Annotated in this window: 24 protein-coding genes and 1 pseudogene; 19 read left to right on the top strand and 6 right to left on the bottom strand. The window is 73.3% G+C overall.

Translation table 11 applies throughout. From position 1 onward, the window contains the following. Positions 1-195 precede the first annotated feature (195 nt). The 5 genes from ACIQWG_RS22425 to ACIQWG_RS22405 all read left to right on the top strand — a co-directional run bounded on the left by ACIQWG_RS22425 (position 196) and on the right by ACIQWG_RS22405 (position 3165). Positions 196-567: a DUF6325 family protein gene (locus ACIQWG_RS22425; protein WP_404099395.1), complete on the top strand. Its 372-nt coding sequence runs from the start codon at positions 196-198 to the stop codon at positions 565-567. Positions 568-616: 49 nt separating this feature from the next. Further along, positions 617-913, top strand: coding sequence for an SHOCT domain-containing protein (locus ACIQWG_RS22420; protein ID WP_404098542.1), 297 nt, complete (start codon positions 617-619; stop codon positions 911-913). A 7-nt stretch (positions 914-920) separates the two neighbouring features. Further along, positions 921-1292 (top strand): DUF2255 family protein, encoded by a 372-nt coding sequence (locus ACIQWG_RS22415; RefSeq protein ID WP_404098539.1) that lies wholly within the window; start codon positions 921-923, stop codon positions 1290-1292. Between the two features lie 57 nt (positions 1293-1349). Beyond that, the gene (locus ACIQWG_RS22410) at positions 1350-2384 is read left to right on the top strand and encodes a zinc-dependent alcohol dehydrogenase family protein (RefSeq protein ID WP_404098536.1); all 1035 of its coding nucleotides are present in this window, start codon (positions 1350-1352) and stop codon (positions 2382-2384) included. A gap of 94 nt (positions 2385-2478) precedes the next feature. Next, complete coding sequence (locus ACIQWG_RS22405) at positions 2479-3165, top strand: DNA alkylation repair protein (RefSeq protein ID WP_404098533.1); 687 nt, start codon at positions 2479-2481, stop codon at positions 3163-3165. Between the two features lie 34 nt (positions 3166-3199). Here ACIQWG_RS22405 and ACIQWG_RS22400 read toward each other — a convergent pair whose 3' ends face one another. After that, the gene (locus ACIQWG_RS22400) at positions 3200-4411 is read right to left on the bottom strand and encodes an NAD(P)/FAD-dependent oxidoreductase (RefSeq protein ID WP_404098530.1); all 1212 of its coding nucleotides are present in this window, start codon (positions 4409-4411) and stop codon (positions 3200-3202) included. A gap of 101 nt (positions 4412-4512) precedes the next feature. Then, positions 4513-5457 carry an RNA polymerase sigma factor SigJ gene (sigJ, locus tag ACIQWG_RS22395; protein WP_404098527.1) on the bottom strand — a complete coding sequence of 315 codons (945 nt, stop codon included), beginning with the start codon at positions 5455-5457 and terminating at the stop codon, positions 4513-4515. Between the two features lie 126 nt (positions 5458-5583). Between sigJ and ACIQWG_RS22390 the strand changes: the two genes are divergently transcribed. Next, a complete protein-coding gene (locus ACIQWG_RS22390; protein ID WP_404098524.1) occupies positions 5584-6801 on the top strand; it encodes a cysteine desulfurase-like protein in 1218 nt (405 codons plus the stop codon). A gap of 66 nt (positions 6802-6867) precedes the next feature. Here ACIQWG_RS22390 and ACIQWG_RS22385 read toward each other — a convergent pair whose 3' ends face one another. Beyond that, positions 6868-7344, bottom strand: a complete 477-nt coding sequence (locus ACIQWG_RS22385) for an SRPBCC family protein (RefSeq protein WP_404098521.1) — start codon at positions 7342-7344, stop codon at positions 6868-6870. Positions 7345-7497: 153 nt separating this feature from the next. On the opposite strand from ACIQWG_RS22385, the gene ACIQWG_RS22380 reads away from it, so the two are divergent. From ACIQWG_RS22380 to ACIQWG_RS22335, 10 genes and pseudogenes are all read left to right on the top strand, one after another. Beyond that, on the top strand, positions 7498-9024 hold the full coding sequence (locus ACIQWG_RS22380; protein ID WP_404098518.1) for an FAD-dependent oxidoreductase: 1527 nt from the start codon (positions 7498-7500) through the stop codon (positions 9022-9024). 103 nt (positions 9025-9127) lie between these two features. Beyond that, positions 9128-9307 (top strand): hypothetical protein, encoded by a 180-nt coding sequence (locus tag ACIQWG_RS22375; RefSeq protein WP_404098515.1) that lies wholly within the window; start codon positions 9128-9130, stop codon positions 9305-9307. Between the two features lie 49 nt (positions 9308-9356). Then, positions 9357-9959: a flavodoxin family protein gene (locus ACIQWG_RS22370; protein WP_404098512.1), complete on the top strand. Its 603-nt coding sequence runs from the start codon at positions 9357-9359 to the stop codon at positions 9957-9959. 20 nt (positions 9960-9979) lie between these two features. After that, the gene (locus tag ACIQWG_RS22365) at positions 9980-10660 is read left to right on the top strand and encodes a HemK2/MTQ2 family protein methyltransferase (protein ID WP_404098509.1); all 681 of its coding nucleotides are present in this window, start codon (positions 9980-9982) and stop codon (positions 10658-10660) included. Next, positions 10644-10871, top strand: a complete 228-nt coding sequence (locus ACIQWG_RS22360) for a CDGSH iron-sulfur domain-containing protein (RefSeq protein ID WP_404098507.1) — start codon at positions 10644-10646, stop codon at positions 10869-10871. Before ACIQWG_RS22365 ends, ACIQWG_RS22360 begins: the two co-directional genes overlap by 17 nt. Continuing rightward, the gene (locus ACIQWG_RS22355) at positions 10868-11884 is read left to right on the top strand and encodes an iron-containing redox enzyme family protein (RefSeq protein ID WP_404098505.1); all 1017 of its coding nucleotides are present in this window, start codon (positions 10868-10870) and stop codon (positions 11882-11884) included. Before ACIQWG_RS22360 ends, ACIQWG_RS22355 begins: the two co-directional genes overlap by 4 nt. 55 nt (positions 11885-11939) lie before the next feature. Beyond that, positions 11940-12956 carry a Ppx/GppA family phosphatase gene (locus ACIQWG_RS22350; protein WP_404098502.1) on the top strand — a complete coding sequence of 339 codons (1017 nt, stop codon included), beginning with the start codon at positions 11940-11942 and terminating at the stop codon, positions 12954-12956. A gap of 73 nt (positions 12957-13029) precedes the next feature. Then, positions 13030-14502: pseudogene (locus ACIQWG_RS22345) on the top strand (aminotransferase class I/II-fold pyridoxal phosphate-dependent enzyme). A 127-nt stretch (positions 14503-14629) separates the two neighbouring features. Further along, a complete protein-coding gene (locus ACIQWG_RS22340) occupies positions 14630-15586 on the top strand; it encodes an LLM class F420-dependent oxidoreductase (protein WP_404098499.1) in 957 nt (318 codons plus the stop codon). Between the two features lie 25 nt (positions 15587-15611). Further along, complete coding sequence (locus ACIQWG_RS22335) at positions 15612-16214, top strand: cysteine hydrolase family protein (protein WP_404098496.1); 603 nt, start codon at positions 15612-15614, stop codon at positions 16212-16214. 33 nt (positions 16215-16247) lie between these two features. Here ACIQWG_RS22335 and ACIQWG_RS22330 read toward each other — a convergent pair whose 3' ends face one another. Both ACIQWG_RS22330 and ACIQWG_RS22325 read right to left on the bottom strand, forming a co-directional pair. Then, positions 16248-16979, bottom strand: coding sequence for a hypothetical protein (locus ACIQWG_RS22330; protein WP_404098493.1), 732 nt, complete (start codon positions 16977-16979; stop codon positions 16248-16250). Beyond that, on the bottom strand, positions 16969-17484 hold the full coding sequence (locus ACIQWG_RS22325) for a SigE family RNA polymerase sigma factor (protein WP_404098490.1): 516 nt from the start codon (positions 17482-17484) through the stop codon (positions 16969-16971). Before ACIQWG_RS22325 ends, ACIQWG_RS22330 begins: the two co-directional genes overlap by 11 nt. A gap of 222 nt (positions 17485-17706) precedes the next feature. Here ACIQWG_RS22325 and ACIQWG_RS22320 point away from each other — a divergent pair, with 222 nt between their 5' ends. From ACIQWG_RS22320 to ACIQWG_RS22310, 3 genes are all read left to right on the top strand, one after another. After that, on the top strand, positions 17707-18759 hold the full coding sequence (locus ACIQWG_RS22320; protein WP_404098487.1) for a sigma factor-like helix-turn-helix DNA-binding protein: 1053 nt from the start codon (positions 17707-17709) through the stop codon (positions 18757-18759). Next, a complete protein-coding gene (locus ACIQWG_RS22315; protein ID WP_404098484.1) occupies positions 18756-20429 on the top strand; it encodes a transglycosylase domain-containing protein in 1674 nt (557 codons plus the stop codon). The genes ACIQWG_RS22320 and ACIQWG_RS22315 overlap by 4 nt, the downstream gene beginning before the upstream one ends. 167 nt (positions 20430-20596) lie before the next feature. Next, positions 20597-20917, top strand: a complete 321-nt coding sequence (locus tag ACIQWG_RS22310) for a GYD domain-containing protein (RefSeq protein ID WP_404098481.1) — start codon at positions 20597-20599, stop codon at positions 20915-20917. Positions 20918-20939: 22 nt separating this feature from the next. Here the strand turns inward: ACIQWG_RS22310 and ACIQWG_RS22305 are convergent, their stop codons facing one another. Then, complete coding sequence (locus ACIQWG_RS22305; RefSeq protein WP_404098478.1) at positions 20940-22304, bottom strand: cryptochrome/photolyase family protein; 1365 nt, start codon at positions 22302-22304, stop codon at positions 20940-20942. Between the last annotated feature and the right edge of the window lie 263 nt (positions 22305-22567).

Genomic DNA, 22567 nt, shown 5'->3' with positions numbered 1-22567 from the left:
CCGGTGATCGCCCACGGCTCGGATACGGGCGTCTCGTCCCGAAATGCGAGGTCCGGGGCCCGGTGATGCAATTGGGGGAAGTGGCGCCCCGTGCGGGCGTCGGCAAGCCGTGAGCACCGAGGTGGCACCGTGACCGACGCACTCGAAGAAGTGGGCCCGATCGACTACCTGGTCGTGGAGTTCCCCGGCAACCGGATGACCGGCGAGGGGTTCCCCCTCCTGGTCGACCTCGTGGACCGCGGCCTCATCCGGATCCTGGACCTGCTGTTCGTCAGGAAGGACGAGGACGGGTCCGTGACCGGCCTGGAGATCGCCGACCTCACCGGCGACGGCGAACTCGACCTGTCCGTCTTCGAGGGCGCCTCGTCCGGGCTGCTGGGCCAGGACGACATCGACGAGGCGGCCACCGCGCTGGAGCCGGGCAGTTCGGCCGGCATCGTGGTCTACGAGAACCGCTGGGCCGCTCCGTTCAGCGCCGCTCTGCGCCGTAGCGGCGCCCGGCTGGTCGCCTCCGGGCGGATCCCGGTGCCCGACCTCGTCGCCGCGCTCGACGCGGCCGAGGCCTGATCGGCCCGACGGCCACCGACGACGGCTGAGGTACGGAAGGGGAACGGTCATGCCAGGTCTCATCCGCGGAGTCGCGCGCACCGCCGTCGTCGCCGGTACGGCGACCGCGGTGTCCAACCGTGTGACACGTCGCCAGCAGGGGCGCTGGGCGGCACAGCAACAGGACCCGTACGCCGCGTCCTCGCCCCGACCGGCGTCCTCCGCCCAGCCGCCGACGGCCCAGTCGACCGCCGACGAGATGACCGACCGGATCGACCAGCTGAAGCAGCTCGGCGACCTCAAGGCGCAGGGCGTGCTCACCGAGGCGGAGTTCGAGGAGCAGAAGCGCCGGGTTCTGGAGACGTGACACGACGATGACGCAGTGGACCAGCGCGGACCTGGAGAAGATCGGTACCGCCGAGGAACTCGCCCTCGAGTCCGAACGGGCCGACGGGACGCTGCGGGACCCCGTCACCATGTGGGTGGTGCGCACCGGCGACCACCTGTACGTGCGCTCGGTGAAGGGCAGCGGCGGACCCTGGTACCGGGGCGCGCGCTCCCGTCACCAGGGCCGTGTCCGGGCCGGCGGGGTGCGGCAGGACGTCGTCTTCCGGGAGGCCGACGCCGATGTGCACGCGGCCGTGGACGCCGCCTACCGGGCCAAGTACGGGCGTTACACCAGCATCGTCGACGCCGTCCTGACCGACGAGGCGCGCGCCGCCACGCTCCGGCTCGACCCGCGCTGAGGACCTCGCCACCGTCCCGTCCCGATCCGCCCCGATCCACCGAAGGAGGTTGCGCGCATGCGCGCCACCCTGCTCCACGCGGCCGACGACATCCGCGTCGAGGACGTCGCCGACCCGAAGATCCAGCGCCCGACCGACACGCTCGTACGCATCGTGCTGTCCTGCATCTGCGGCAGCGACCTGTGGCCGTACAAGTCGCTGCCGCCCACCGACGACCCCCGGCACATGGGCCACGAGTTCCTCGGCATGGTCGAGGAGGCCGGCTCCGAGGTGCGCGGCCTGCGGCGCGGCGACATGGTGGTGGCCCCGTTCGTCTACTCGGACAACACCTGCGCGTACTGCCGCGAGGGCCTCCAGACGTCCTGTGTGCACGGCGGACAGTGGGGGATGAACGGCGTCGACGGCGGCCAGGGCCAGTTCGTCCGAGTCCCCTACGCGGACGGCACGCTGGTCAAGCTGCCGGTCGGCGAGGACTCCGAGCTGCTGCCGGACCTGCTGACCCTGTCCGACGTCCTGTGCACCGGCTACCACGCGGCCCGCACCGCGGGCGTGACCCGCGGCGACAGCGTCACCGTCATCGGCGACGGCGCCGTGGGACTGGCCGCCGTGATCTCCGCCCGGCTGCTGGGCGCGGAGCAGATCATCCTGATGGGACGCCACCGGGTACGCACCGACCTGGGCCGCGAGTTCGGCGCCACCGACGTGGTCGCCGAGCGCGGCGAGGAGGGCATCGCCCGGGTGCGGGAGCTGACCGGCGGGGAGGGCACCCGCCGGGTCCTGGAGTGCGTGGGCCTCAAGGACGCCATCGTGCAGAGCTTCGGCGTGGTGCGTGACGGCGGCACGATCAGCCGGGTCGGCGCCCCCCAGTTCACGGACGTGCCGTTCGGGTTCGGCGACTTCCTGCGCAACATCACCCTCACCGGCGGCGTCGCCCCGGCGCGCGCCTACATCGAGGAGCTGATGCCGTACGTCCTCGACGGCCAGGTCCGGCCCGGCCGTGTCTTCGACCGCACGCTGGACCTGGAGGACATCGCCGACGGCTACCGCGCGATGAACGACCGCGAGGCTCTGAAGGTCCTCGTCCGGCCCTGATCCGCGCGGGTCGCGACCGGGCGCGTACCGCGCCTCCTCGGGCGTCCGGCCTCCGTCCTAGGCTGTCCCCGCACGCGAGGGACAGGAGACCGACATGGCCGAGACGACGTCGACCGAGGCGACCGTGTCCGAGGTGATGGCCGAGCTGGCCGCGCTGGAGGATCCCAAGGCCCGCGCGGTGAACGAGCGGCACGGTGACGACCACGGGGTGAACCTGGGCAAGCTGCGCGCGATCGCGAAGCGGCTGAAGACCCAGCAGGAGCTCGCGGGCCGGCTCTGGGCGACGGGCGACAGCGCGGCGCGGCTGCTGGCCCTGCTGATCTGCCGGCCGAAGGCGTTCGGGCGGGACGAGCTGGACGGCATGCTGCGCGAGGCCCGCACCCCCAAGGTGCACGACTGGCTCGTCAACTACGTGGTGAAGAAGAGCCCGCACTGCGAGGAGCTGCGCCTGTCCTGGTTCGCCGACCCGGATCCGGTGGTCGCGAGCGCCGGCTGGGCGCTGACCACGGAGCGCGTGGCGAAGAAGCCCGAGGGCCTCGACCTCGCCGGTCTGCTCGACGTCGTCGAGGCACGGATGAAGGACGCCCCGGAGCGTCTCCAGTGGGCGATGAACCACTGCCTGGCCCAGATCGGGATCGAGCACCCCGAGTACCGCGCACGCGCGATCGGCATCGGGGAGCGCCTTCAGGTGCTCAAGGACTACCCGACGCCCCCGGGCTGCACGTCCCCGTTCGCGCCCGTCTGGATCGACGAGATGGTGCGCCGGCGGCACGAGAAGTAGGACGTTCGTATCCCTCCCGTGCCGCGCGGCCGCGTCAGGCCCGCGTGCCGACCGCCGAGCCCTGCGGGGACGGCTGCCGTACGAGGCGACGGCGTCGGGCGGGGACGCCCATCGTCGGGTTGGCGACGCCCCAGGCGGCGCCCTTGCAGACCAACTCCTTGTAGGCGGCGGCGAACCGGCCGGTGAGGGCCGCGTTCACGGCGCGGTCGTCGGCGGTGACGTACTGGATCAGGCCCTCCTTGCGGCCCAGCGAGATGCACTGGTTGAAGTAGCGCAGCGGCGCGTTCGGGAGCTTGCCGCCGGTCAGCCGGGCCGCGATGGAGTCGGCGGCCTGCCAGGCCATGGGCGTGCCGGAGGCGCAGGACATGCGCAGCGGCTTGTCGCCGGGGCCCATCGCCATGGCCGCGTCGCCGATGGCGTACACCTGCGGATGCGAGACGGAGCGCATGGTCGCGTCGACCACGATCTGTCCGGTGCCAGTGACGTCCAGGGCGGTGGCCCGCGCGATCGGGTGGACGGCGAAACCGGTGGTCCAGACGGTCACCGCGGCCGGGATGGTGGTGCCGTCGGCGGTGGTCACGTCGTGCGGTCCGACGGCGGTGACGGCGGCGTGCTCGTGCACGGTGATGCCGAGCCGCTCGAAGACCTTGCGCAGGTGCCGGGCGCCCTTGGGCGAGAGCCAGTCGCCGAGCCCGCCGCGGGCGACGAGGGCGACGTCCAGGTCGGGGCGGGCCTCGGCGAGCTCGGTCACGGCCTCCAGACCGGTGAGGCCGCCGCCCACCACGACCACGGGCTGTCCGGCGTCCAGTGCGGCCAGGCGCTCGCGCAGCCGGAGCGCGCCGGGGCGGCCGGCGATCTGGTGGGCGTGCTCGGCGGCGCCGGGGACACCGTGGTCGTTCCAGGCGCTGCCGAGGGCGTACACGAGGGTGTCGTACGCCAGCTCCTCGGCGTCCGGTTCCCCGGCGCCGTTCGCGTTCGCCAGGCGGACGCTGCGGCGGTCGACGTCGACGCCCGTGACCCTGGCGAGCCGCAGTTCGACGCCGGTGCCCGCGAACATCTCGGCGAAGGGCCGGGGCCTGAGGTCCTGGCCGGCGGCGAGCTGGTGCATCCGTACGCGCTCGACGAAGTCGGGTTCGGCGTTGACGAGGGTGATGGCGACGTCCTCGCGGTGCAGCCGCTTGGCGAGGCGCCCGGCGGCGATGGCTCCGGAGTATCCGGCCCCGAGGACGACGATGCGGTGCTGCATGTCCGTACTCCTGTCTTCGGCGGGTTCGCCCCTTGAACCGGACGGCCCGCAGATTCCTGACAGAAGTGCGATGTGAAGCAGGTCACATTCGCACCGGGGGCTCAGAAGGCGGTGAGCAGGGGCTCCCCGTGGTCGGTGGCCGCCCACCGCTCCGTCGCGCGTTCGAGCTTGTCCGGGTTGACCTGGTTGCGGAACCCGGCGATGCCCTCGGCGGTCACCTGAAGGCACATGACGCCGACGACCCGGCCGGCGACGACCGCCACGACCGCCGGGTCGCCGTTCGCGACGGTGGCGTAGACCTCGGGCGATCCGCCCACCAGGGAGCGCTTGGCCTCGCTGGGCTTGAACAGGCCCCGCATGAACTTGGCGACCGCGAGGGCGCCCTCGAACGCCTTGGCGCGGGCCGGGACCTTCCCGCCGCCGTCGCCGATCGAGACGGCGTCCTCGGTGAGCAGCCGTACCAGCGGCTCGGTACGACCGCTGGTGGCGGCGGCGAGGAACTCCTCGATGATCCGCCGGGCGGCCGCCTCGTCGACCTCGGTGCGGGCCTTGCCGGCCGCGACGTGCTTCTTCGCGCGGTGCAGGATCTGCTGGCTGGCGGCCTCGGTGAGGTCGAGGATCCCGGCGATCTCACGGTGCGGGTAGTCGAAGGCCTCCCGCAGCACGTACACCGCCCGCTCGTTCGGGGACAGCCGCTCCAGTACGGCGAGGACCGCGTAGGAGACCGACTCGCGCTGCTCGGCGGTGTCGGCCGGGCCGAGCATCGGGTCCCCGGCGAGCAGCGGCTCGGGGAGCCACTGGCCGACGTAGGTCTCGCGGCGGGCGCGGGCCGAAGTGAGCTGGTTGAGGCACAGGTTGGTGAGCACCTTGGTCAGCCACGCCTCGGGGACCTCGACCCGCTCGACGTCGGCGGACTGCCAGCGCAGGAACGTCTCCTGCACGGCGTCCTCGGCCTCGCTCGCCGAGCCGAGCAGACGGTAGGCGATGGCCTCCAGACGGGGCCTCGCCGCCTCGAACCGGTCCACGTCGTTCACGGTCAGCGCCATGGGCCGGATCCTAGCCCGGTCCTCGCGGTCCCTCGCTTTACGTGGCGCGAGGCCGCGGCCAGGGTAGGGGCACCGAGGTCCAGAACCCCCGGCGCGCAGCACCCCGTCCGACAGAAAGCCGAGAGCATGGCCATCGACGTCACCGCCCTGCGGGCCCACTTCCCCTCCCTGGAGAGCGGGCTCGCCTTCTTCGACGGTCCGGGCGGGACGCAGACCCCCCGCCAGGTCGCCGACGCCATCGCCGCGACGCTCACCGGCCCGCTGTCCAACCGGGGCGGCGTCAGCCCGTCCGAGATCAACGCCGAGCGCGCCGTGGCGGACTTCCGCGCCGCGTACGCCGACTTCCTGAACGTGCCCGCGAACGGCGTCGTCCACGGCCGCAGCGCCACCCAGCTGACGTACGACTTCTCCCGGCACCTCGCCAAGACCTGGCGCGCGGGCGACGAGATCGTCGTCAGCCGGCTGGACCACGACTCCAACGTCCGGCCCTGGCTCCAGGCGGCCGTGCGGGCCGGGGTGACGGTCCGCTGGATCGAGATCGACCCGGAGACGACCGAGCTGGACCTCGGCACCTACGAACGGGCGCTGACGCCCCGGACCCGGCTGGTCGCGGTCACGGCGGCCTCCAACGTGCTCGGCACCAAGCCGCCCCTGCGCCGCATCGCCGACCGGGCCCACGAGGTCGGCGCCCTGGTGTACGTGGACGGCGTCCACTTCGCCGCGCACCATCCGGTGGACGTGCCCGCGCTCGGCGCCGACCTGTTCGTGTGCTCGCCGTACAAGTTCCTCGGACCGCACTGCGGGGTGCTCGCGGCGGACCCCGAACTCCTCGGCACCCTGCGCCCGGACAAGCTCCTGCCCTCCCCCGACACCGTCCCGGAGCGCTTCGAGTTCGGCACCCTGCCGTACGAGATCCTGGCGGGCGCCACCGCGGCCGTCGACTTCCTCGCGGCGGCCGACCCGGGCCCGGGGGCCGGGCGCCGGGAACGGCTGGCGCACTCGCTGGCCGCCCTGCACGCGCACGAGCGGACCCTGCGGACCCGACTCCAGGACGGCCTGCGGGAGTTGGGCGACGCGGTCACCCTGCACTCGAAGGCCGCCGACCGCACCCCGACCCTCCTGATGACCCTCGAAGGCCTCGACGCCCGCGACGCCCAGACCCACCTGGCCGCTCGGGGCGTGGTGGCGCCGGCGGGGTCCTTCTACGCCTACGAGCCCTTCACCGCCCTGAAGATCGAGAACCCGGCGCTGCGGGTGGGCCTGGCTCCCTACAACACCGCGGACGATGTGGACCGGTGCCTGGAGGGTCTTGCCGGGTTTCTCTCCACCGCGCCCGGATCGTGAGCGGTTCGCCTGCCGACGCCCGCCGGCCCCGCGAAACCCGCGGGGCCGGCCGGGATGTCCGCTTCGTCAGAGGGTCATGCCCGGGTCCTGCGGGCGGATCCGGCCGCGCCAGCCGCCGGCTTCGCCGCCGCCGCTCTCGATGTAGTCCTTGAAGCGGCGCATGTCCCCCTTCACCCGGTGGTTGATCACACCGAGCGCGTCCGCGCCCTTCTCGGCGGCTCCGGTCGGCTCGACGTCCATCGTGAGCTCCACCCGGGTGTGCGTGTCGTCCAGCCGCTCGAACCGGACCGACCCGCGCTGCTGGGTGTCACCGCCGACGGAACGCCAGGTGATCCGGTCGTCGGCCAGCTGGTCGACGATCTCCGTGTCGAACTCGCGCCGCACCCCGCCGATGCTGGTGGTCCAGTGGTTGTGCCGGTCGTCGAGCTGGGTGACCTCGTCGACGCCCTCCATGAAATTCGGGAAGTTCTCGAACTGGGTCCACTGGTCGTAGGCCCTGCGGAGCGGGACCTCCACGTCGACCGTTTCCTTGACCGTGCTCATCGATCCCTCCTGGTCCGCTCGTGGGGGGCTCGGCCGCCGGTGGGCCGGCCCCGCGCGTCTACGAGGCGCCGGGTACCCGGGAAAGGCGGCGTAAACGATCGTCGGCCGACTCGGTCCGCGTGTCAGTTTCACGAAGGGGGCAACTCGGCGGCCATGAACGCCGAGAGAGAGTTCCGCGGGTCCCACTGGCTCGAGACCGCGCCGCCCGGCGCGCCCGCTCCCCCACCGGCCGGCGACCTCACCGTCGACGTCGCCGTGGTCGGCGGCGGCATCGCGGGGCTGAGCACGGCCTGGGAACTGGCCCGGCGGGGACGCGAGGTCGCCGTCCTGGAGGCGGGGCGCCTCGCCGCCGGCGTCACCGGGCACACAACCGCCAAGCTCACCGCCCTGCACACCCTGATCTACGACCGTCTGCGCCGCAGCCGCGGCCCCGAGGGCGCCCGGCTGTACGCGCGCTCCCAGTCGGACGCGATCCGGCACGCCGCCGAGACCGCGGCCGAGCTCGGCGTCGACTGCGAGTGGGAGGACGCCGCGGCCCTCACCTACGCCGAGGACCCTCGGCGCGTCGCGGAACTGCGGGCGGAGGCGGAGGCGGCACGGGAGGCGGGGCTGCCGGCCGAGTTCGTCACCGAGACGGAGCTGCCCTTCGCGGTCGCCGGCGCGGTCCGGGTGAGCGGACAGGCCCAGTTCCATCCCCGGAAGTACCTGCTGGCGCTCGCCGACGACCTGCGCCGGCACGGCGGCTCGGTGTACGAGGACACCCGGGTCGTCGGGCTCGACGAGGGCGAACCCTGTGTGCTGTCGACCGACGCGGGCGTGTCGGTGCGCGCCCGTGACGTCGTGATCGCCACGCACTACCCGATCTTCGACCGGGCCCTGCTCTTCACCCGGCTCTCGCCGCGCCGGGAACTGGTCGTGGCCGGCGTGATCGACGAGGAGCACGCCCCGCGCGACATGTACATCACCCCGGAGCAGGACACGCGCTCCGTGCGCACGGCACCCCTCGACTCCGGCGGGCGCCTGCTGATCGTCACCGGGGAGCACTTCACTCCCGGCGCCGCCGACGTCGAGAAGCGGTTCGCCCGGCTGTCCGGCTGGGCCGAGAGCCGCTTCCCCGGGGTCGAGCTCACCCACCGCTGGGCCACCCAGGACAACGACTCCACCGACTCGGTCCCGCTCGTCGGCCCCCTGCACCCCGGCAGCCGTCACACCTATGTGGCGACCGGGTTCGGCGGCTGGGGTCTGAGCGGCGGCATCATGGCGGGCCGCCTGCTCGGCGACCTGGTGACCGGACACGAGGTCGAGTTCAGCGGCCTGTACGACCCGCGCCGGCTGGCCTCCGTGATGCGCGAGGGCGGGGCGTTCCTGAAGCACCAGGCCCAGGTGGCCCGGCACTTCGTCGGTGACCGGATACCGCCGCTGACCGGGCCGGCGCCGGAGGACATCCCGCCGGGCGAGGGCGCCGTGGTGCGGGTGGGCACGGGCCAGTACGCCGTGAGCCGCGACGAGCACGGTCAGCTCCGGGCGGTCTCCGCCACCTGCACCCACCTGGGCTGCGTCGTGGCCTTCAACCGCGCGGAAAAGGCGTGGGAGTGCCCCTGCCACGGCTCCCGTTTCGCGCCGGACGGCAGCATCCTCCAGGGGCCCGCGGTACGGCCGCTGAAGAAGCGAGAGCTGTGAGCTTTACGACGTTTTCGGTCATTTACCCGGGGAACCCGATCCCACGTCATCGAGAGCCGGAACCGGCTCATCCTCGGACAGACCAGAGAGAAGTTGAAGCGCCGTGACCGCGCGCACCCTCAAGAAGAAAGTCCTGCACGTGCCCGAGACCGGCTGGACGAAGGCCGCCCGTCAGCGCGAAGGCAAGCCGATACGCACCTGTGTCGCCGCCGTGGAGGACACCGGCTCGCGCGGCCCGGCCCGCCCGATCGCGGAGTGGAACATCGTCCGGGGCGAGGACTGAGCAGTCGTCCCCGGCGAGGACCGACGTACCCACCGACCTCGGAGCGACGGTGAAGGCACTCGTCATCAACTGCACCCTCAAGAAGTCTCCCGAACCCTCCAACACCGAGGCACTGGCCTCGGTGGTGGCGCGCCGGCTCGCCGAGCGGGACGTGGAGGTGGGCTCGGTACGGGCCGTCGACCTCCAGCTCGCCCCCGGCGTGGTCACCGACGCCGGTGACGGCGACGAGTGGCCCCGGGTCCAGGCGCGGATCCTGGATTCGGAGATCCTGATCATCGCCTCTCCGACCTGGCTGGGCCGGCCGTCGTCGGTGGCCCAGCGGGTGCTGGAGCGCATGAACGCGATGATGTCCGAGACGGACGACGAGGAGCGTCCCGTCGCCTACAACCGGGTGGCCGGCGTCGTGGTCACCGGCAACGAGGACGGCGCCCACCACGTCATCAGCGAGATCTCCGGCGCGCTCGCCGACATCGGCTTCACGATTCCGGGCCAGGCGTGGACGTACTGGCACCTCGGCCCGGGCCCCGGACCCGACTACCTGGAGGAGCAGCGCGGCCGGGACTGGGCGCACCGCACCGGTCAGGCCATGGCCGACAACCTGCACGGAGTGGCACGGGCCCTGTCCGTGTCGCCGTTGCGGGCCCCCGTCTGACGAGGCCGAGGAAGGTGTTCATGACGGCCGACGCCCTCACCGCCGCCCCTCCGCTGCGCTGCTGGGTCCCCCGCGGCGTCTACCCCCCGCAGACCGACAGCCGTCTCCTCGGGCGTGCGATGCGCCGCGAAGGGGTCACGGCCTGGACGGACGTACTGGATCTCGGCACCGGAAGCGGCATCCTCGCGGTGGAGGCGGCACGCCTCGGCGGCCGGGTCACCGCGGTCGACATCTCCTGGCGGGCGCTCGCCGCCACCTGGTGCAACGCCCTGCTGAACGGCCAGACCCTCAGCGTGCGCCACGGCGACCTGGCGGAGGCCGTGCCCGGCCGCCGCTTCGACCTGGTGCTCTCCAACCCGCCCTATGTGCCCGCCCCCGACGCCGGTCCGCCCAGGGGCCCCGCACGGGCCTGGGACGCCGGGCACGACGGCCGGCAGCTGATCGACCGCATCTGCGACACCGCGCCCACGCTGCTGCGCCCGACGGGGACGCTGCTGCTCGTCCACTCGCATCTGTGCGACGTCGGCGCCACCCTGACCCGCCTGTCGGACGCCGGGCTGCGCGGGAAGGTCGTCGACCGGACCCGGCTGCCCTTCGGCCACGTCCTGCGGTCACGGATGGCCTGGCTGAACGGACAGGGGCTGACCGCCGACGGTACGACGACGGAGGAGCTGGTGGTGATCCGTGCCGAACACACCTGAACGCCCCCGCCCGGTCCGCGTCCGCGTGCAGCGCGACGGACCGCTGCTGGTCGAGGGGCCGGTCGAAGTGGTGGGCGAGAACGGCGAGGTGACGGCCTCCGACCGGTTCACCGTGGCGATCTGCACCTGCCGCCGCAGCCGAATCTTCCCCTGGTGCGACACCAGCCACCGGCGCCGCGCCCCGCGCACCGGCGAGAGCGGGGCCACGTGAGCCAGGCCCGCCCCCGACAGCAGTCACGACACCGGCCGCCCCCGCTGCCCGCACCCCGCGGCACGCTCTCCTCGGCCGTGACGGCCCTGCTCAGCGGCTCGCGGGACGCTACGAACCTGCCCTCCCCCGAAGGCGCCGACCCGTACGGCGACGACCTGCAACTGGCCCTCTACGTCCTCTACGAGCTGCACTACGAGGGCTTCCAGGACGTGCCCGAGCACCTCGAATGGGACGGCGGGCTGCTGACGTACCGCGCGGCGCTGGAGGACCGCTTCCTGGGCGCGCTGCGCCGGGACGTGCCGGTCGACGGCACCGACACGGCCGGTGATGCGCTGGACGAGCTCCAGGTCGAACCGGTGGACGCCCCCGGCAGCGTCTCGCACTTCCTGCGCGACCGGGGCGACCTCGGCCACCTGCGCGAATACGCGGCACTGCGCTCGCTCTACCACCTCAAGGAGGCCGACCCGCACGCCTGGGTCATCCCCCGGCTGCACGGGCGGGCCAAGGCGGCCATGGTCGCCGTCGAGTTCGACGAGTTCGGCGGCGGCCGCGCCGACGAGATCCACGCCCAGCTGTTCGCCGACCTGATGGCGGACCTCGGGCTGGAGACGGCGTACGGGCACTACGTGGACGCGGCGCCCGCCGAGGCGCTGGCCACCGTCAACCTGATGTCCCTGCTCGGGCTGCACCGGGCGCGGCGCGCGGCGCTCATCGGGCACTTCGCCGCCGTCGAGGTCACCTCATCGCCGGCCTCGCGCCGCCTCGCCGAGGCCCTGGGCCGGGTGGACGCGGGCCCGGCGGCCGTGCGGTTCTACGCCGAGCACGTGGAGGCGGACGCAGTGCACGAGCAGGTCGTACGGCACGACGTCGTCGGCGGGCTGCTGGAGAGCGAGCCGGAGCTGGAGGCCGACGTGGTGTTCGGGATCCGCGCGACCACCCACCTGGAGGACCGGCTGGCGGCGACGCTGCTCGGTGCCTGGCGCGGGGGCGGCACGGCACTGCGCGTGTCCTGACCCGCGGGATTCGTTCAGTACGCATCAAATTCGCCGGACGGGGTACCCCCGGCCCGTGAGAATCAGTGTGCTGGACGCGGGATCCAACACGGTCCGACTGGCCGTGTGCGACGTGGGGGACGGGGTACCGCTGCCGGTACACACCGCGAAGTGGAAGCTACGGCTCTCCGAACAGGTGGACGGTGACGGCCGGCTCGGTGAGGAGGCCACCGAGCATCTGGTCAAGGCGCTGAGCGCGGCCGTCGACATGGCTCGGCAGTGGGACGCCCCGGAACCGCTGGCGTTCGCGACGGCCGTGGTGCGCGACGCGCCCGACCGGGCGGAGGTCCTGAGTACGGTGCACGGCCGGACCGGGCTGCGGCTGCGGGTGCTGCCGGGCGAGGCGGAGGCCCGGCTGACGTTCCTGGGCGCTCGGCGCTGGATGGGGTGGCGCTCCGGCCCGCTGGCCCTGTTCGACATCGGCGGCGGCTCCCTCGAAGTGGCCTTCGGCCGGGGCCGTACACCGGATTTCGCGGCCTCCCTGCCGCTCGGCGCCAACCGGCTCACCAACGAGTTCTTCCGCACCACCGATCCGCCCACGCCGTCCGAGGTGGCCGCCCTGCGCCGGAAAGTGCGGCACGAGCTGCGGGACGTCACCGCCCGCATCCGCTGGGAGCATCCGCACACCGCCGTCGCCACCTCCCGCACCTTCCAGCAGCTGGCCCGGCTGTGCGGCGCCGCTCCCGGCCGCCGGGGCCCCTTCGTCGAGCGGGTCCTGTCCCGCCGCGACCTGCGCTGCTCGATCGACCGGCTGATCGGCCTGTCCGTGGCCGAGCGGGCCGGGCTTCCCGGCATCTCCGCCCCGCGCGCCCGGCAGTCCCTGGCGGGCGCGGTCATCGGCCACTCCGCGATGAAGCTCAGCGGCCTGAGATCCCTGGTGATCTGCCCGTGGGCCCTGCGCGAGGGCATCCTCCTGCGCTACCTGGAGGAGGGCGCCGACTGGTGGGCCGACCTGGAGCTGCACGACGCCGTGGGCCGGGACCCGCACGGAGCACGCTCCCTGCGCGTGGCCACGCCCTCGTCGGTGTCCTGAGGCGGCCCTCGGGCCCGCTCCCCCGGGCCCGGCGAGCCGGCATGTGCGCCGGCTCCCGGGGAACCCGGCGCGCATGGGAGCAAACCACTCCGAGGCCCCGATCCTGGAGGCCCTCACCCGCTATCAGCAGGTCGACGAACTGGGTTTCACACCTCCCGGCCACAAACGGGCCCGCGGCGCGGATCCACGCGCCCGCGCGGTCCTGGGCGACGCCGTGTTCTTCGGGGACGTCCTCGCCAACGGCGGTCTGGACGACCGGCTTGCCCGGGGCCGGGTGCTGTCGCGCGCCGAGCATCTGATGGCCGACGCCGTGCACGCGGAGCACACGTTCTTCTCCACGTGCGGCAGTTCCCTGTCGGTGAAGGCCGCCATGCTCGCGGTGACCTGCCCGGGCCACCGGCTCCTCGTCGGGCGGGACGCGCACAAGTCGGTGGTGGCCGGACTCATCCTGTCCGGGGTCGACCCGGTGTGGGTGGAACCCCAGTGGGACGCCTCCCGGCATCTCGCCCACGCTCCCTCCCCGGCCGCCTACGACAAGGCGTTCACCGAGCATCCGGACGCCGACGGAGCCCTGGTCACCAGCCCCACGCCGTACGGGTCGGCGGCCGATCTCGGGGCCATCGCCGAGGTCTGCCACCGGCGCGGCAAGCCGCTCATCGTCGACGAGGCGTGGGGTGCCCATCTGCCGTTCCACGACGATCTGCCGACCTGGGCCATGGACGCGGGCGCCGACATCTGCGTGACCAGCATCCACAAGATGGGCAGCGGTCTGGAACAGGGCTCGGTCTTCCACCTCCAGGGCGACCTGATCGACCCCGCCGAGCTGGCCTCCCGGGCCGACCTGCTCGGCACCACCAGCCCGAACGTCCTGATCTACGCCGGGATCGACGCCTGGCGCCGGCAGATGGTCCAGCACGGACACGAACTCCTCGGCCGGGCCCTGGAGCTGGCCGGACGCACCCGGGCGGCCATCGAGGCGATCGACGGCTTCCACGTCAACGACGCGCGGGACTTCTGCGGCCCCGGCCTCGCCGCCGATTTCGACCCGCTCCCGGTCGTCATCGACATCGGCGAACTCGGCACCAGCGGCTACCACGCGGCGGACTGGCTGCGGAGCCGCCACCACCTCGACACCCACCTCTTCGACCACCGGCGCATCAGCACCCAGCTCACCCACGCCGACGACGAGGAGACCACGGCGCGGCTGCTCACGGCCCTGCGCGAGCTGTCCGACCATGCCACCGAGCTGCGTGACGCCCCCTAGGTCGCCGTGCCGTCCCCGGACGAGCTGCGCACGGACCAGGCTCTGCTGCCCAGGGACGCCTACTTCGCACGGTCCGAGCAGGTTCCCGCCGGCGGGGCCGTCGGCCGGATCGCCGCCGAGATGATCACTCCCTACCCGCCCGGCATCCCCGTGGTCCTGCCCGGCGAGCGCCTGACCGAGCCGGTGCTGAAGTACCTGGTCACCGGGGTCGAGGCCGGGATGTTCCTGCCGGACGCGGCCGACCGCGACCTGAGCACCGTACGGGTCGTCGCCGAGGACTGAGCGGTCCGGGAGCCGGCCTCGGGGAGGGCTGTATTACGTGCGCTTCTCCCGTTAGCCCGGTCGGCCCCCCGGGTACCCGGCGCCGCGTCCGCGGAACCGCGACCACCGCGCCACCTGGGAGAACGCGATGCCTGACTTCGGATACTTCCTGTCGTCCGAGGAGCACAGCCCGGCAGAACTCGTCGAGCAGGCCCGGATGGCCGAGCAGGCCGGCTTCGACTCCCTGTGGATCTCGGATCACTACCACCCGTGGAACGACGAACAGGGCCAGAGCCCGTTCGTGTGGACGGTGATCGGCGCGCTGTCCCAGGCCGTGTCGCTGCCGGTGGAGACGGCGGTGACCTGTCCGCTCGTGCGCACGCATCCGGCAGTGATCGCCCAGGCGGCCGCCACCAGCGCGGCACAGCTGGGCGGCCGTTTCCGGCTGGGGGTCGGCACCGGTGAGGCGCTCAACGAGCACATCCTGGGCACCCACTGGCCGGAGGCGCCGGTGCGGCTGGAGATGCTGGAGGAGGCGTTGCAGATCATCCGGCAGCTGTTCACCGGCGAGCGGGTCAGCCATCGCGGCAAGCACTACACGGTGGAGAACGCCCGCCTCTACACGCTGCCCGACGAGCCGGTGCCGATCGACGTCTCCGCCTTCGGCCCGCAGGCCGCCGAGGTCGCCGCGCGCATCGGCGACGGACTGATCACGATGACCCCCGACGCCGCCATGGTCGAGCGCTTCCGCCGCGGCGGGGGCGGCGCCAACCCGGTGTACGGCGGGCTCAAGGTGTGCTGGGGCCCGGACCGGCAGGAGGCGCTGCGCACCGCGCACCGACTGTGGGCGAACGAGCAACTGCCCGGGGAACTCCCGCAGATCCTGCCCACCCCGAGCCACTTCGAGCAGGCGTCCACGATGGTCACCGAGGATCAGGTGGCGGACGCCGTGCCGTGCGGCGACGACGCGGACGCGCATCTGGAGGCCCTCACCGCGTTCGTGGACGCGGGGTTCGACACCGTGTACGTCAACCAGATCGGCAAGGACCAGCAGGGCTTCTTCGACTTCTACCGCACCAAGATCCTGCCGGCCCTGCGCGGCTGACAGGCGTCCGAAGGCAGGCAAGGCCATGAACGGGTCCGCGGACAGCACGGGACCGGCCCTCGTCGTGATCGACATGATCAACACCTACGACCACGCGGACGCCGAACTGCTCGAACCGTCCGCCCGCCGCGTCGTACCCGTCCTGGTGGACCTGATCGGCAGGGCGCGGGAGGCGGACGTACCGGTGGTCTACGCGAACGACAACTTCGGGCTCTGGCGCTCCCACCACGGTGAACTCGTCGACGCCGCCCTGTCCGGCCCGCACGCCGATCTCATCGAGCCGATCAAGCCCGACGACAACTCCCTCTTCGTGGTCAAGGCCCGCCACTCGATCTTCTACGAGACCCCGCTGTCCTATCTGCTGTGGCAGCTGCGGGTACGGCACATCGTGCTGTGCGGCCAGGTGACGGAGCAGTGCGTCCTGTACTCGGCGCTGGACGCGCACATCCGCCACCTGGACGTCACCGTGCCGCAGGACGCCGTCGCCTCCATCCATCCCCATCTCGCGGAAGCCGCCCTGGAGATGATGGACCGCAACATGGGCGCCCGGATCGTGGCGGCGAAGGAGGTCGACTTCGCGCCTCCCGCCCGGAGCGGGGAAGCGGACCCCGGCCCACCCACCCGCTAGCGCGGCCGCACCGCCGCTCCTGAACGACCGCGATCACGGGCTCCGCTGAGCCCCGCTCCGCTCCACCCGCGCGGCCGACGCGCGGTCCGAGGGGATGGCGGTCGGTGTGGTGAGGGTGGTCAGGGCGATGCGGTCACCGGGGCGGACGCCGCTGTAGAACCACTTGGCGTCCTCGGGGCCGAGGGCGATCCAGTCGTCGGCGGCGGAGTAGGCGCCCAGGTCCAACTCCTTGGTGTAGGTGCCGATGTGGAGGAACCGGCCCTCTGCGTCGCGCAGCTCCACCACGTAGGGGACGCTCACCTTGCCGGACTCCTTGCCGGGCACGTCGACCGGCAGGTCGCGCGTGGTGTCCTTCGCGGTCACCGTCAGCGGGCCCGTGAGCCCCGACCGGTCGTCGGACACCGACAGGACCGGCAGCAGCCGGCCGTCGACGGTGAGGGTGCGTTCGGGCAGGGAGAGCGTGCCCGCGACGGGGTCGGGCGCGGACGAGGACGGGGACGGCGGTGCCGACGGGTCCGGCGGACTCACCGTGCCCTCCGCTGCCGGGATCCGGGGCGTGACCGGCTGGTCTGCCTGCCCGTCCAGGGCGGGCTTCAGGGCGAGGCCCAGCAGTACGAGGGCCGCGGTCCCCGTGCCGAGGACCACTGCGGTACGGCGGCGTCTGCGGCGCGTCGCGCGGACCCGGATGCCGGCGCCATCGACAGCCGGCGGCGTCGCCCCGTGCTCGGCCAACTCGCGCAGCGCGGCGGAGAGTTCATCGGACACGGCCGCTCTCCTCCCGTACCGGCCCCTCGGCCTCGTCCACCGCGAGGTGCTTCGCCAGCGCCGCCCGTCCCCGCGCCAGCCTCGCCTTGACCGTGCCCACGGGCGCACCGGTCTCGGAGGCTACCTGCTGGACGCTCAGGTCGCACAAATGGTGCAGGACGATCGCCATCCGCTGTGCCTCGGGCAGTTCGCGCAGGGCGGCCACGAGCGCGGTGTGCTCGGGGTCCGGCCCCGGCACGGACGTCGGCGGCGGCGTACGCCGTACCAGTTCCAGCCAGCGCTTCGCGCGCCGCCAGCGGCTCACCGCCAGCCGCATGGCCACCGTGCGGATCCACGCCTCGGGGGCGCTGTCCGCCAGGAACTGCGCCCGCCGGTCCCAGGCCCGTACGAACGCCTCCTGTACGACGTCCTGGGCCTCGCCGTGGTCACCGGTGAAGGCGTACAGCTGGCCGGTCAGCCGGGGGAACGCGGCAGCGTAGAAGGCGTCGAACTCGTCCTCGGTCATACCCCCACCGGAATCCGTGTCCTCTCGTGCAACCCGTCCGCCTCCGCCGTGCGTACAGGTCCCGTTGGTCGCACAGGTCGCATCCAGCGAAGCGCAACCCCACCTGAAAGACGGCTCACACGGGTTTCAGGCTCCCTCGGGTGAGGCGGGGTCGCTCATCGGCTGCTCAACCTACCCGCGCCCGCGACCACGACCGTGTTCCCGAGTCGAAGGACCGCCCACGTGCCACCCACCCACGACGTGCTCCCCGCCGGCCATGACTTCGCCGCCTACGCCCGTGCCAACTGGCCCCGGCTGGTGGTGACCGCGCGGCTGCTCACCGACGATCCGGGGGCGGCGCGGGAGCTGGTGCGCACCACGCTGGTGCGGATGTGCGCCCGGTGGCGCCGCGTTCCGCGCGACGATGTGGACTTCCATGTCCGGCGCGCTCTGGTGCGCGGCCATCTGCGCCCGCTGCGTGGCCGGCGGGCCGCGCGGACACGGGTCGTTCTGGTGCTGCGGATCTGGGAGGGGCTCGGGGACGCGGAGACCGCCCAGTTGCTGGGGTGTTCGGTGGGCGCGGTGCGGGCGCGTTACAGACACGGTCTCAGGACGGCCGGAGCCGAACCCGGGCGGCTGCGCGAGGAGTACGCCCGTGCCGTGACGGACGTCGTCCCGTCCGAGGTGCCGCTGGCGGACGTCGAGGCGCTGGGCCGGGTCCGGCGGCGACGCCGGGTGGCCGTCACCTCCGCCGGGTGCGCGGCGCTGCTCACGACGGCCCTGCTGCTCGCCGCCGGCCAGGTCGGCAACGGCGGTGCGCGGGACGGGCGTTCCGGGGGCGAGGCCCGTGCGGCGACGGTCCCGGTCCGGGTCGTGGCGCCCGGCGAGCGGGTGACCGCCGGGCCGGGGTTACGGGTGTGGCTGACCGCCGACGGCGGGCACTGGTCGGTGCCGGTGGCCGTCCCGGGGGAGCGGGGCCGGCTCCCGCTGGACGAAGCGGGCGTCGACGTACGGGTGGACAGCGTGGACGGCGGGTTCCTGCTGTCGGGCCTCTTCCGCGGGCTGGACGGCGAGCCGGGCCGGGTCCAGGTGCGGACCGGCGACGGTACGACCACCGCGAAGGTGCTGGTCCTGGCGGGCAGTCCGGGCTGGGGCCTGTGGTACGCCGGCACACCCGTGCCCGAACAGGAGATGAAGTCGCTGCTGTCCGCCGAGGGTGACGAGGAGCTCGTCACGGTGTACGACACCGCCGGCAAGGTCGCCGCGCGGTCGGACCGCGAACGGTGGCGCGTATGAACCGCGACGGAAGCGACCGGGCACGGCCGTCGAGGCGGAGGTCGCCGTCGACGCCCCGGCACCGCGAGCGCGCCCCGCTGCGGATCCGGTTCCGCCGCACCCGGGGCCGGCGGCTCCGCCAGCTGGGCTACGGCCTCGTCACGCTGGTCGCGGCCCTGTGCGCGGCGGCCGTGGTGGCGTACCAGCTGACGACCATCCCCGAGCCGCACCCCGAGACCGTCACCCAGAGCACCGTCTTCCTCGACACGGAGGGCGCCTATCTGGGCCGGCGCGGTCCGGTGGACCGCCAGGACGTCCCCCTGTCGGCGGTCCCCCGGCATGTGCAGGAGGCGGTGATCGCCGCGGAGAACCGCTCCTTCCGCACCGACCGCGGGATCTCGCCGCGGGCCGTCGCGCGGGCCACGCTCGCGACCCTGACGGGCGGCGCCCCGCAGGGCGGTTCCACCATCACCCAGCAGTACGTGAAGAACGCGCTGCTCAGCCCGGAGCGTTCGCTGTCCCGCAAGGCACGTGAGGCGCTCGTCGCGATCAAGCTGGACCGCACCCGGAGCAAGGACGAGATCCTCCAGGGCTATCTCAACACCGTGTACTTCGGCCGGGGCGCCGCCGGGATCCAGTCCGCCGCGCGCAACTACTTCGGCGTGGACGCCCGCCGGCTCACGGTCGCGCAGGGCGCCGCGCTCGCGTCCATCGTCAACATCCCGTCGTACTACGAGAAGGCGGGCTCCGATCCGAAGGTGACCGCGAGACTGCGGGACCGCTGGGAGTGGGTGCTCGACGCGATGGCGGCGAGCGGGAGCATCAGCGCGCGGCAGCGGGCGGCGGCGCGGTTCCCGGCGTTCCGGTTCTATCCGCCGGGCGAGACCGAGGGGCAGCGGCAGTATCTGATCGACGTCGCCGCGAAGGAGGCCGCCGACCGGCTCGGCATCACCGAGGACCAGCTGGCGAGCGGCGGCTACACCGTGACGACCACCTTCGACCTGGGGCTTCAGGACAGTGCCACGCAACTGGTGCAGGGCCACCCCGGCGGCAAGGGCGGTGTGCGGGTGCACACCGCCGTGGTGGGGATGGTGCCGGGCGACGGGGCGGTACGGCTGCTGTACGGGGGCTCGGACTACGCGCGCCAGCCGTTCAACGACGCGGTGAGCGGGGCCGTGGAGGCGGGGACGGCGCTGGAGCCGTTCAGTGGACTCGCGCCGCCCGGCGGCCCCCTGCGGCGGCTGCTCGGCACTCCGGCGCCGACCCCGCTGAACCTGACGTCGGCGTACGCGGCGCTGGCGGCGGACGGCACGTACGCGACGCCGTACACCGTCGCGCGCATCACCCGCGAGGGCCGCACCGTCTACCGGGCGCGGCCCGACGTCCGACGGGTGCTGGGCGAGAAGGAGGCACTGATGGCGGCCGCCCGGGCTGGAGCCCCGCCGTCCCCCGTCGACTTCGTCGGCCCGGCCACGAAGGGCTTCACCACCGGCGGCGCGGGCGGCGGCAGCACCCGCCGGACCGTATGGACCACCGCCTACGACAGCCGGCTCACCCTGACGGTCGCCCTGTTCGCCGACCGGCCGGGGCCGGGGAAGGGCACGAGGAGGCCGGCGCTGCTCCCGAACGAGCCGGCGCCGGTCGGGTTCGCGGAGGGGGTGGCGGCGGGGATCAGGGAGGCGGCCGACTGAGGCGGCGGCTCCCTCGGCGCCCGCCGCCGCGCGGCGGAACCGCTCAAGGAAAGTCCGGCTGCGGGCGGGTGAATCCGCGGGCGGGGCGAGTGGGAGCGGGCCGACGGCGGGAAGGGCATTGGCCGTAACGGACCGGCCATGGCGAGTGATGGGCAGGGAGCGTCCCGATGCCGAAGTTCCTGATCCAGGCGACCTACACCCCCGAGGGCACCAGGGGGCTGCTCGCGGAGGGCGCGAGTGGCCGGCGAGCCGCCGTCGAGCAGGTCGTCAGCGGCCTCGGTGGCACGGTCGAGGCCATGTACTTCGCCTTCGGGCAGGACGACCTCGTCATCATCCTCGACTTCCCCGACCCGGTGTCGATGGCCGCCGCCAGCCTCACCGTCAAGGCCAGCGGCGCCCTCCACACCCGGGCCACGCCGCTGCTCACCGTGGAGGAGATCGACGACGCGGCCCGACGGCAGGTCGCGTTCCGCGCGCCGGGGGCCTAGGTGTGCTGTCCGGACAGCACACCTAGGCCCCTCTCGCCTGCTTGAACCGTTCGGCCGCCGCCGTGAGATCCACGATCGGGGCGGGATAGTCCAGACCCGCGCGGTCGGCGTCGTCCAGGCCCGGGAGGCGGTGGATCGTCCGGGCGTCGAGGTCCCGGAGCTCGGGGAGCCAGCGGCGTACGTACTCCCCGTCGGGGTCGAAGCGGCGTTGCTGGACCAGCGGGTTGAGGATCCGGTTCGGCCGGGTGTCCGTGCCGGTGCCGGCGACCCACTGCCAGTTGAGCTGGTTGTTGGCGAGATCGCCGTCCACGAGCAGGTCCAGGAAGTGGCGGGCGCCCACCCGCCAGTCCACGTACAGCGTCTTGGTCAGAAAGCTCGCCACGAGCATCCGGGCCCGCCCGTGCATCCAGCCCTCGTGGCGCAGCTGCCGCATGGCCGCGTCGACCAGGGGGTATCCGGTACGGCCGTCCCGCCAGGCCTCGGTCTGCCGCGTGGCGCGGCGCCAGCGGTCGTGCCGGGGGCGGTAGTCGTGGCCGGCCGAGTCGGGCCGGGCCGCGAGGACCTGGTGGTGGAAGTCCCGCCAGGCGAGCTGCCGTACGAACGCCTGCGCGCCGGCGTTGTCCTTCGCCCGGGCCCGGTGCAGCAGTTCGGTCGGTGACAGACAGCCGAAGTGCAGGTAGGGGGAGAGCCGGGAGGTCGCGTCCGCGGCCAGGTCGTCGTGCCGCTCCTCGTACGCGGCCAGTGGGCCCGTCAGCCAGGACCGCAGCCGGCGCCGGGCCTCGGACTCGCCGCCTGTGGGCAGGCCCGGCGAGGCGCTGCCCGACGCGAGGGACCCGGCGCCCGGCAGCCGGTCCGAGCGGACCTCCGGCACCGGTACCGCCCTCGGGGCTTGCAGCACACCGCGCACGGAGGTGCTCTCCCAGCGGCGGAAGTACGGCGTGAAGACCGCGAAGTGGTCCTTGCCGCCCGGCGTGAGCGCCCCCGGCGGCACGACCGTCAACGAGGCGTCGTGGACGCGCAGTTCACGCCGGTCGTCGGCCAGCCGCGCGCGCAGCCGTTCCTCGCGCCGCGTCGCGTACCGGCTCACCCCGGCCGCGATGTGGACCGCGTCGGCCCCGGTCTCCGCCGCCACCCGGCACGTCTCCTCGACCACGTCCCCGGACCGCACCACCAGGCGACCGCCCCGCGCGCGCAGGGCGTCGTCGAGATCGGCCAGGCTGTCGGCGAGGAACGCCGCCCGGTTCGGCACGACGAACCCGGTTCCGCGCAGCCCGCTGTCGACGACGAACAGCGGCACCACGCGTTCCGCCTCCTTCAGCGCGGCCCGCAGGACCGGGTTGTCGTGCACGCGAAGGTCCGCGGTGAACAGGGCGACCGAAACCCGCACAGTCAGGTCCTTTCCCGTGCCGGAGGGAGGGGCTGTCCCGTCCTATCGCGGGCCCGCGGTCGTGCTCCGCCAGCACGCCCGGGAGTCGCCCGGACGGGGCAGGCGCGGTGCGGCTCTCCCCGGGACCGCTCCTCAGGACTGCTCCCCGGGACCCCTCCCCGTGGACGGGCCGTACGGTCGCGGCGCCTGTCCGCGGACCTTGTCGGACCTCGGACTTCGCACCTTCGGACTTCGCAGGTTCGGACAATCACAGTGTGAGGTGA

The organism is Streptomyces sp. NPDC098781 (assembly GCF_044759995.1).
Taxonomy (GTDB): domain Bacteria; phylum Actinomycetota; class Actinomycetes; order Streptomycetales; family Streptomycetaceae; genus Streptomyces.
Note: the sequence above shows the minus strand (reverse complement) of the source record. Positions and strands in the feature narration are given on the sequence as shown.

What these genes read in the sequence shown, in the direction of transcription:
- ACIQWG_RS22425 (WP_404099395.1), top strand. Translation starts at nt 196, where the DNA reads ATGACCGGCGAGGGGTTCCCCCTCCTGGTCGACCTCGTGGACCGCGGC.
- ACIQWG_RS22420 (WP_404098542.1), top strand. Translation starts at nt 617, where the DNA reads ATGCCAGGTCTCATCCGCGGAGTCGCGCGCACCGCCGTCGTCGCCGGT.
- ACIQWG_RS22415 (WP_404098539.1), top strand. Translation starts at nt 921, where the DNA reads ATGACGCAGTGGACCAGCGCGGACCTGGAGAAGATCGGTACCGCCGAG.
- ACIQWG_RS22410 (WP_404098536.1), top strand. Translation starts at nt 1,350, where the DNA reads ATGCGCGCCACCCTGCTCCACGCGGCCGACGACATCCGCGTCGAGGAC.
- ACIQWG_RS22405 (WP_404098533.1), top strand. Translation starts at nt 2,479, where the DNA reads ATGGCCGAGACGACGTCGACCGAGGCGACCGTGTCCGAGGTGATGGCC.
- ACIQWG_RS22400 (WP_404098530.1), bottom strand. Translation starts at nt 4,411, where the DNA reads ATGCAGCACCGCATCGTCGTCCTCGGGGCCGGATACTCCGGAGCCATC.
- sigJ (WP_404098527.1), bottom strand. Translation starts at nt 5,457, where the DNA reads ATGGCGCTGACCGTGAACGACGTGGACCGGTTCGAGGCGGCGAGGCCC.
- ACIQWG_RS22390 (WP_404098524.1), top strand. Translation starts at nt 5,584, where the DNA reads ATGGCCATCGACGTCACCGCCCTGCGGGCCCACTTCCCCTCCCTGGAG.
- ACIQWG_RS22385 (WP_404098521.1), bottom strand. Translation starts at nt 7,344, where the DNA reads ATGAGCACGGTCAAGGAAACGGTCGACGTGGAGGTCCCGCTCCGCAGG.
- ACIQWG_RS22380 (WP_404098518.1), top strand. Translation starts at nt 7,498, where the DNA reads ATGAACGCCGAGAGAGAGTTCCGCGGGTCCCACTGGCTCGAGACCGCG.
- ACIQWG_RS22365 (WP_404098509.1), top strand. Translation starts at nt 9,980, where the DNA reads ATGACGGCCGACGCCCTCACCGCCGCCCCTCCGCTGCGCTGCTGGGTC.
- ACIQWG_RS22340 (WP_404098499.1), top strand. Translation starts at nt 14,630, where the DNA reads ATGCCTGACTTCGGATACTTCCTGTCGTCCGAGGAGCACAGCCCGGCA.
- ACIQWG_RS22335 (WP_404098496.1), top strand. Translation starts at nt 15,612, where the DNA reads ATGAACGGGTCCGCGGACAGCACGGGACCGGCCCTCGTCGTGATCGAC.
- ACIQWG_RS22325 (WP_404098490.1), bottom strand. Translation starts at nt 17,484, where the DNA reads ATGACCGAGGACGAGTTCGACGCCTTCTACGCTGCCGCGTTCCCCCGG.
- ACIQWG_RS22315 (WP_404098484.1), top strand. Translation starts at nt 18,756, where the DNA reads ATGAACCGCGACGGAAGCGACCGGGCACGGCCGTCGAGGCGGAGGTCG.
- ACIQWG_RS22310 (WP_404098481.1), top strand. Translation starts at nt 20,597, where the DNA reads ATGCCGAAGTTCCTGATCCAGGCGACCTACACCCCCGAGGGCACCAGG.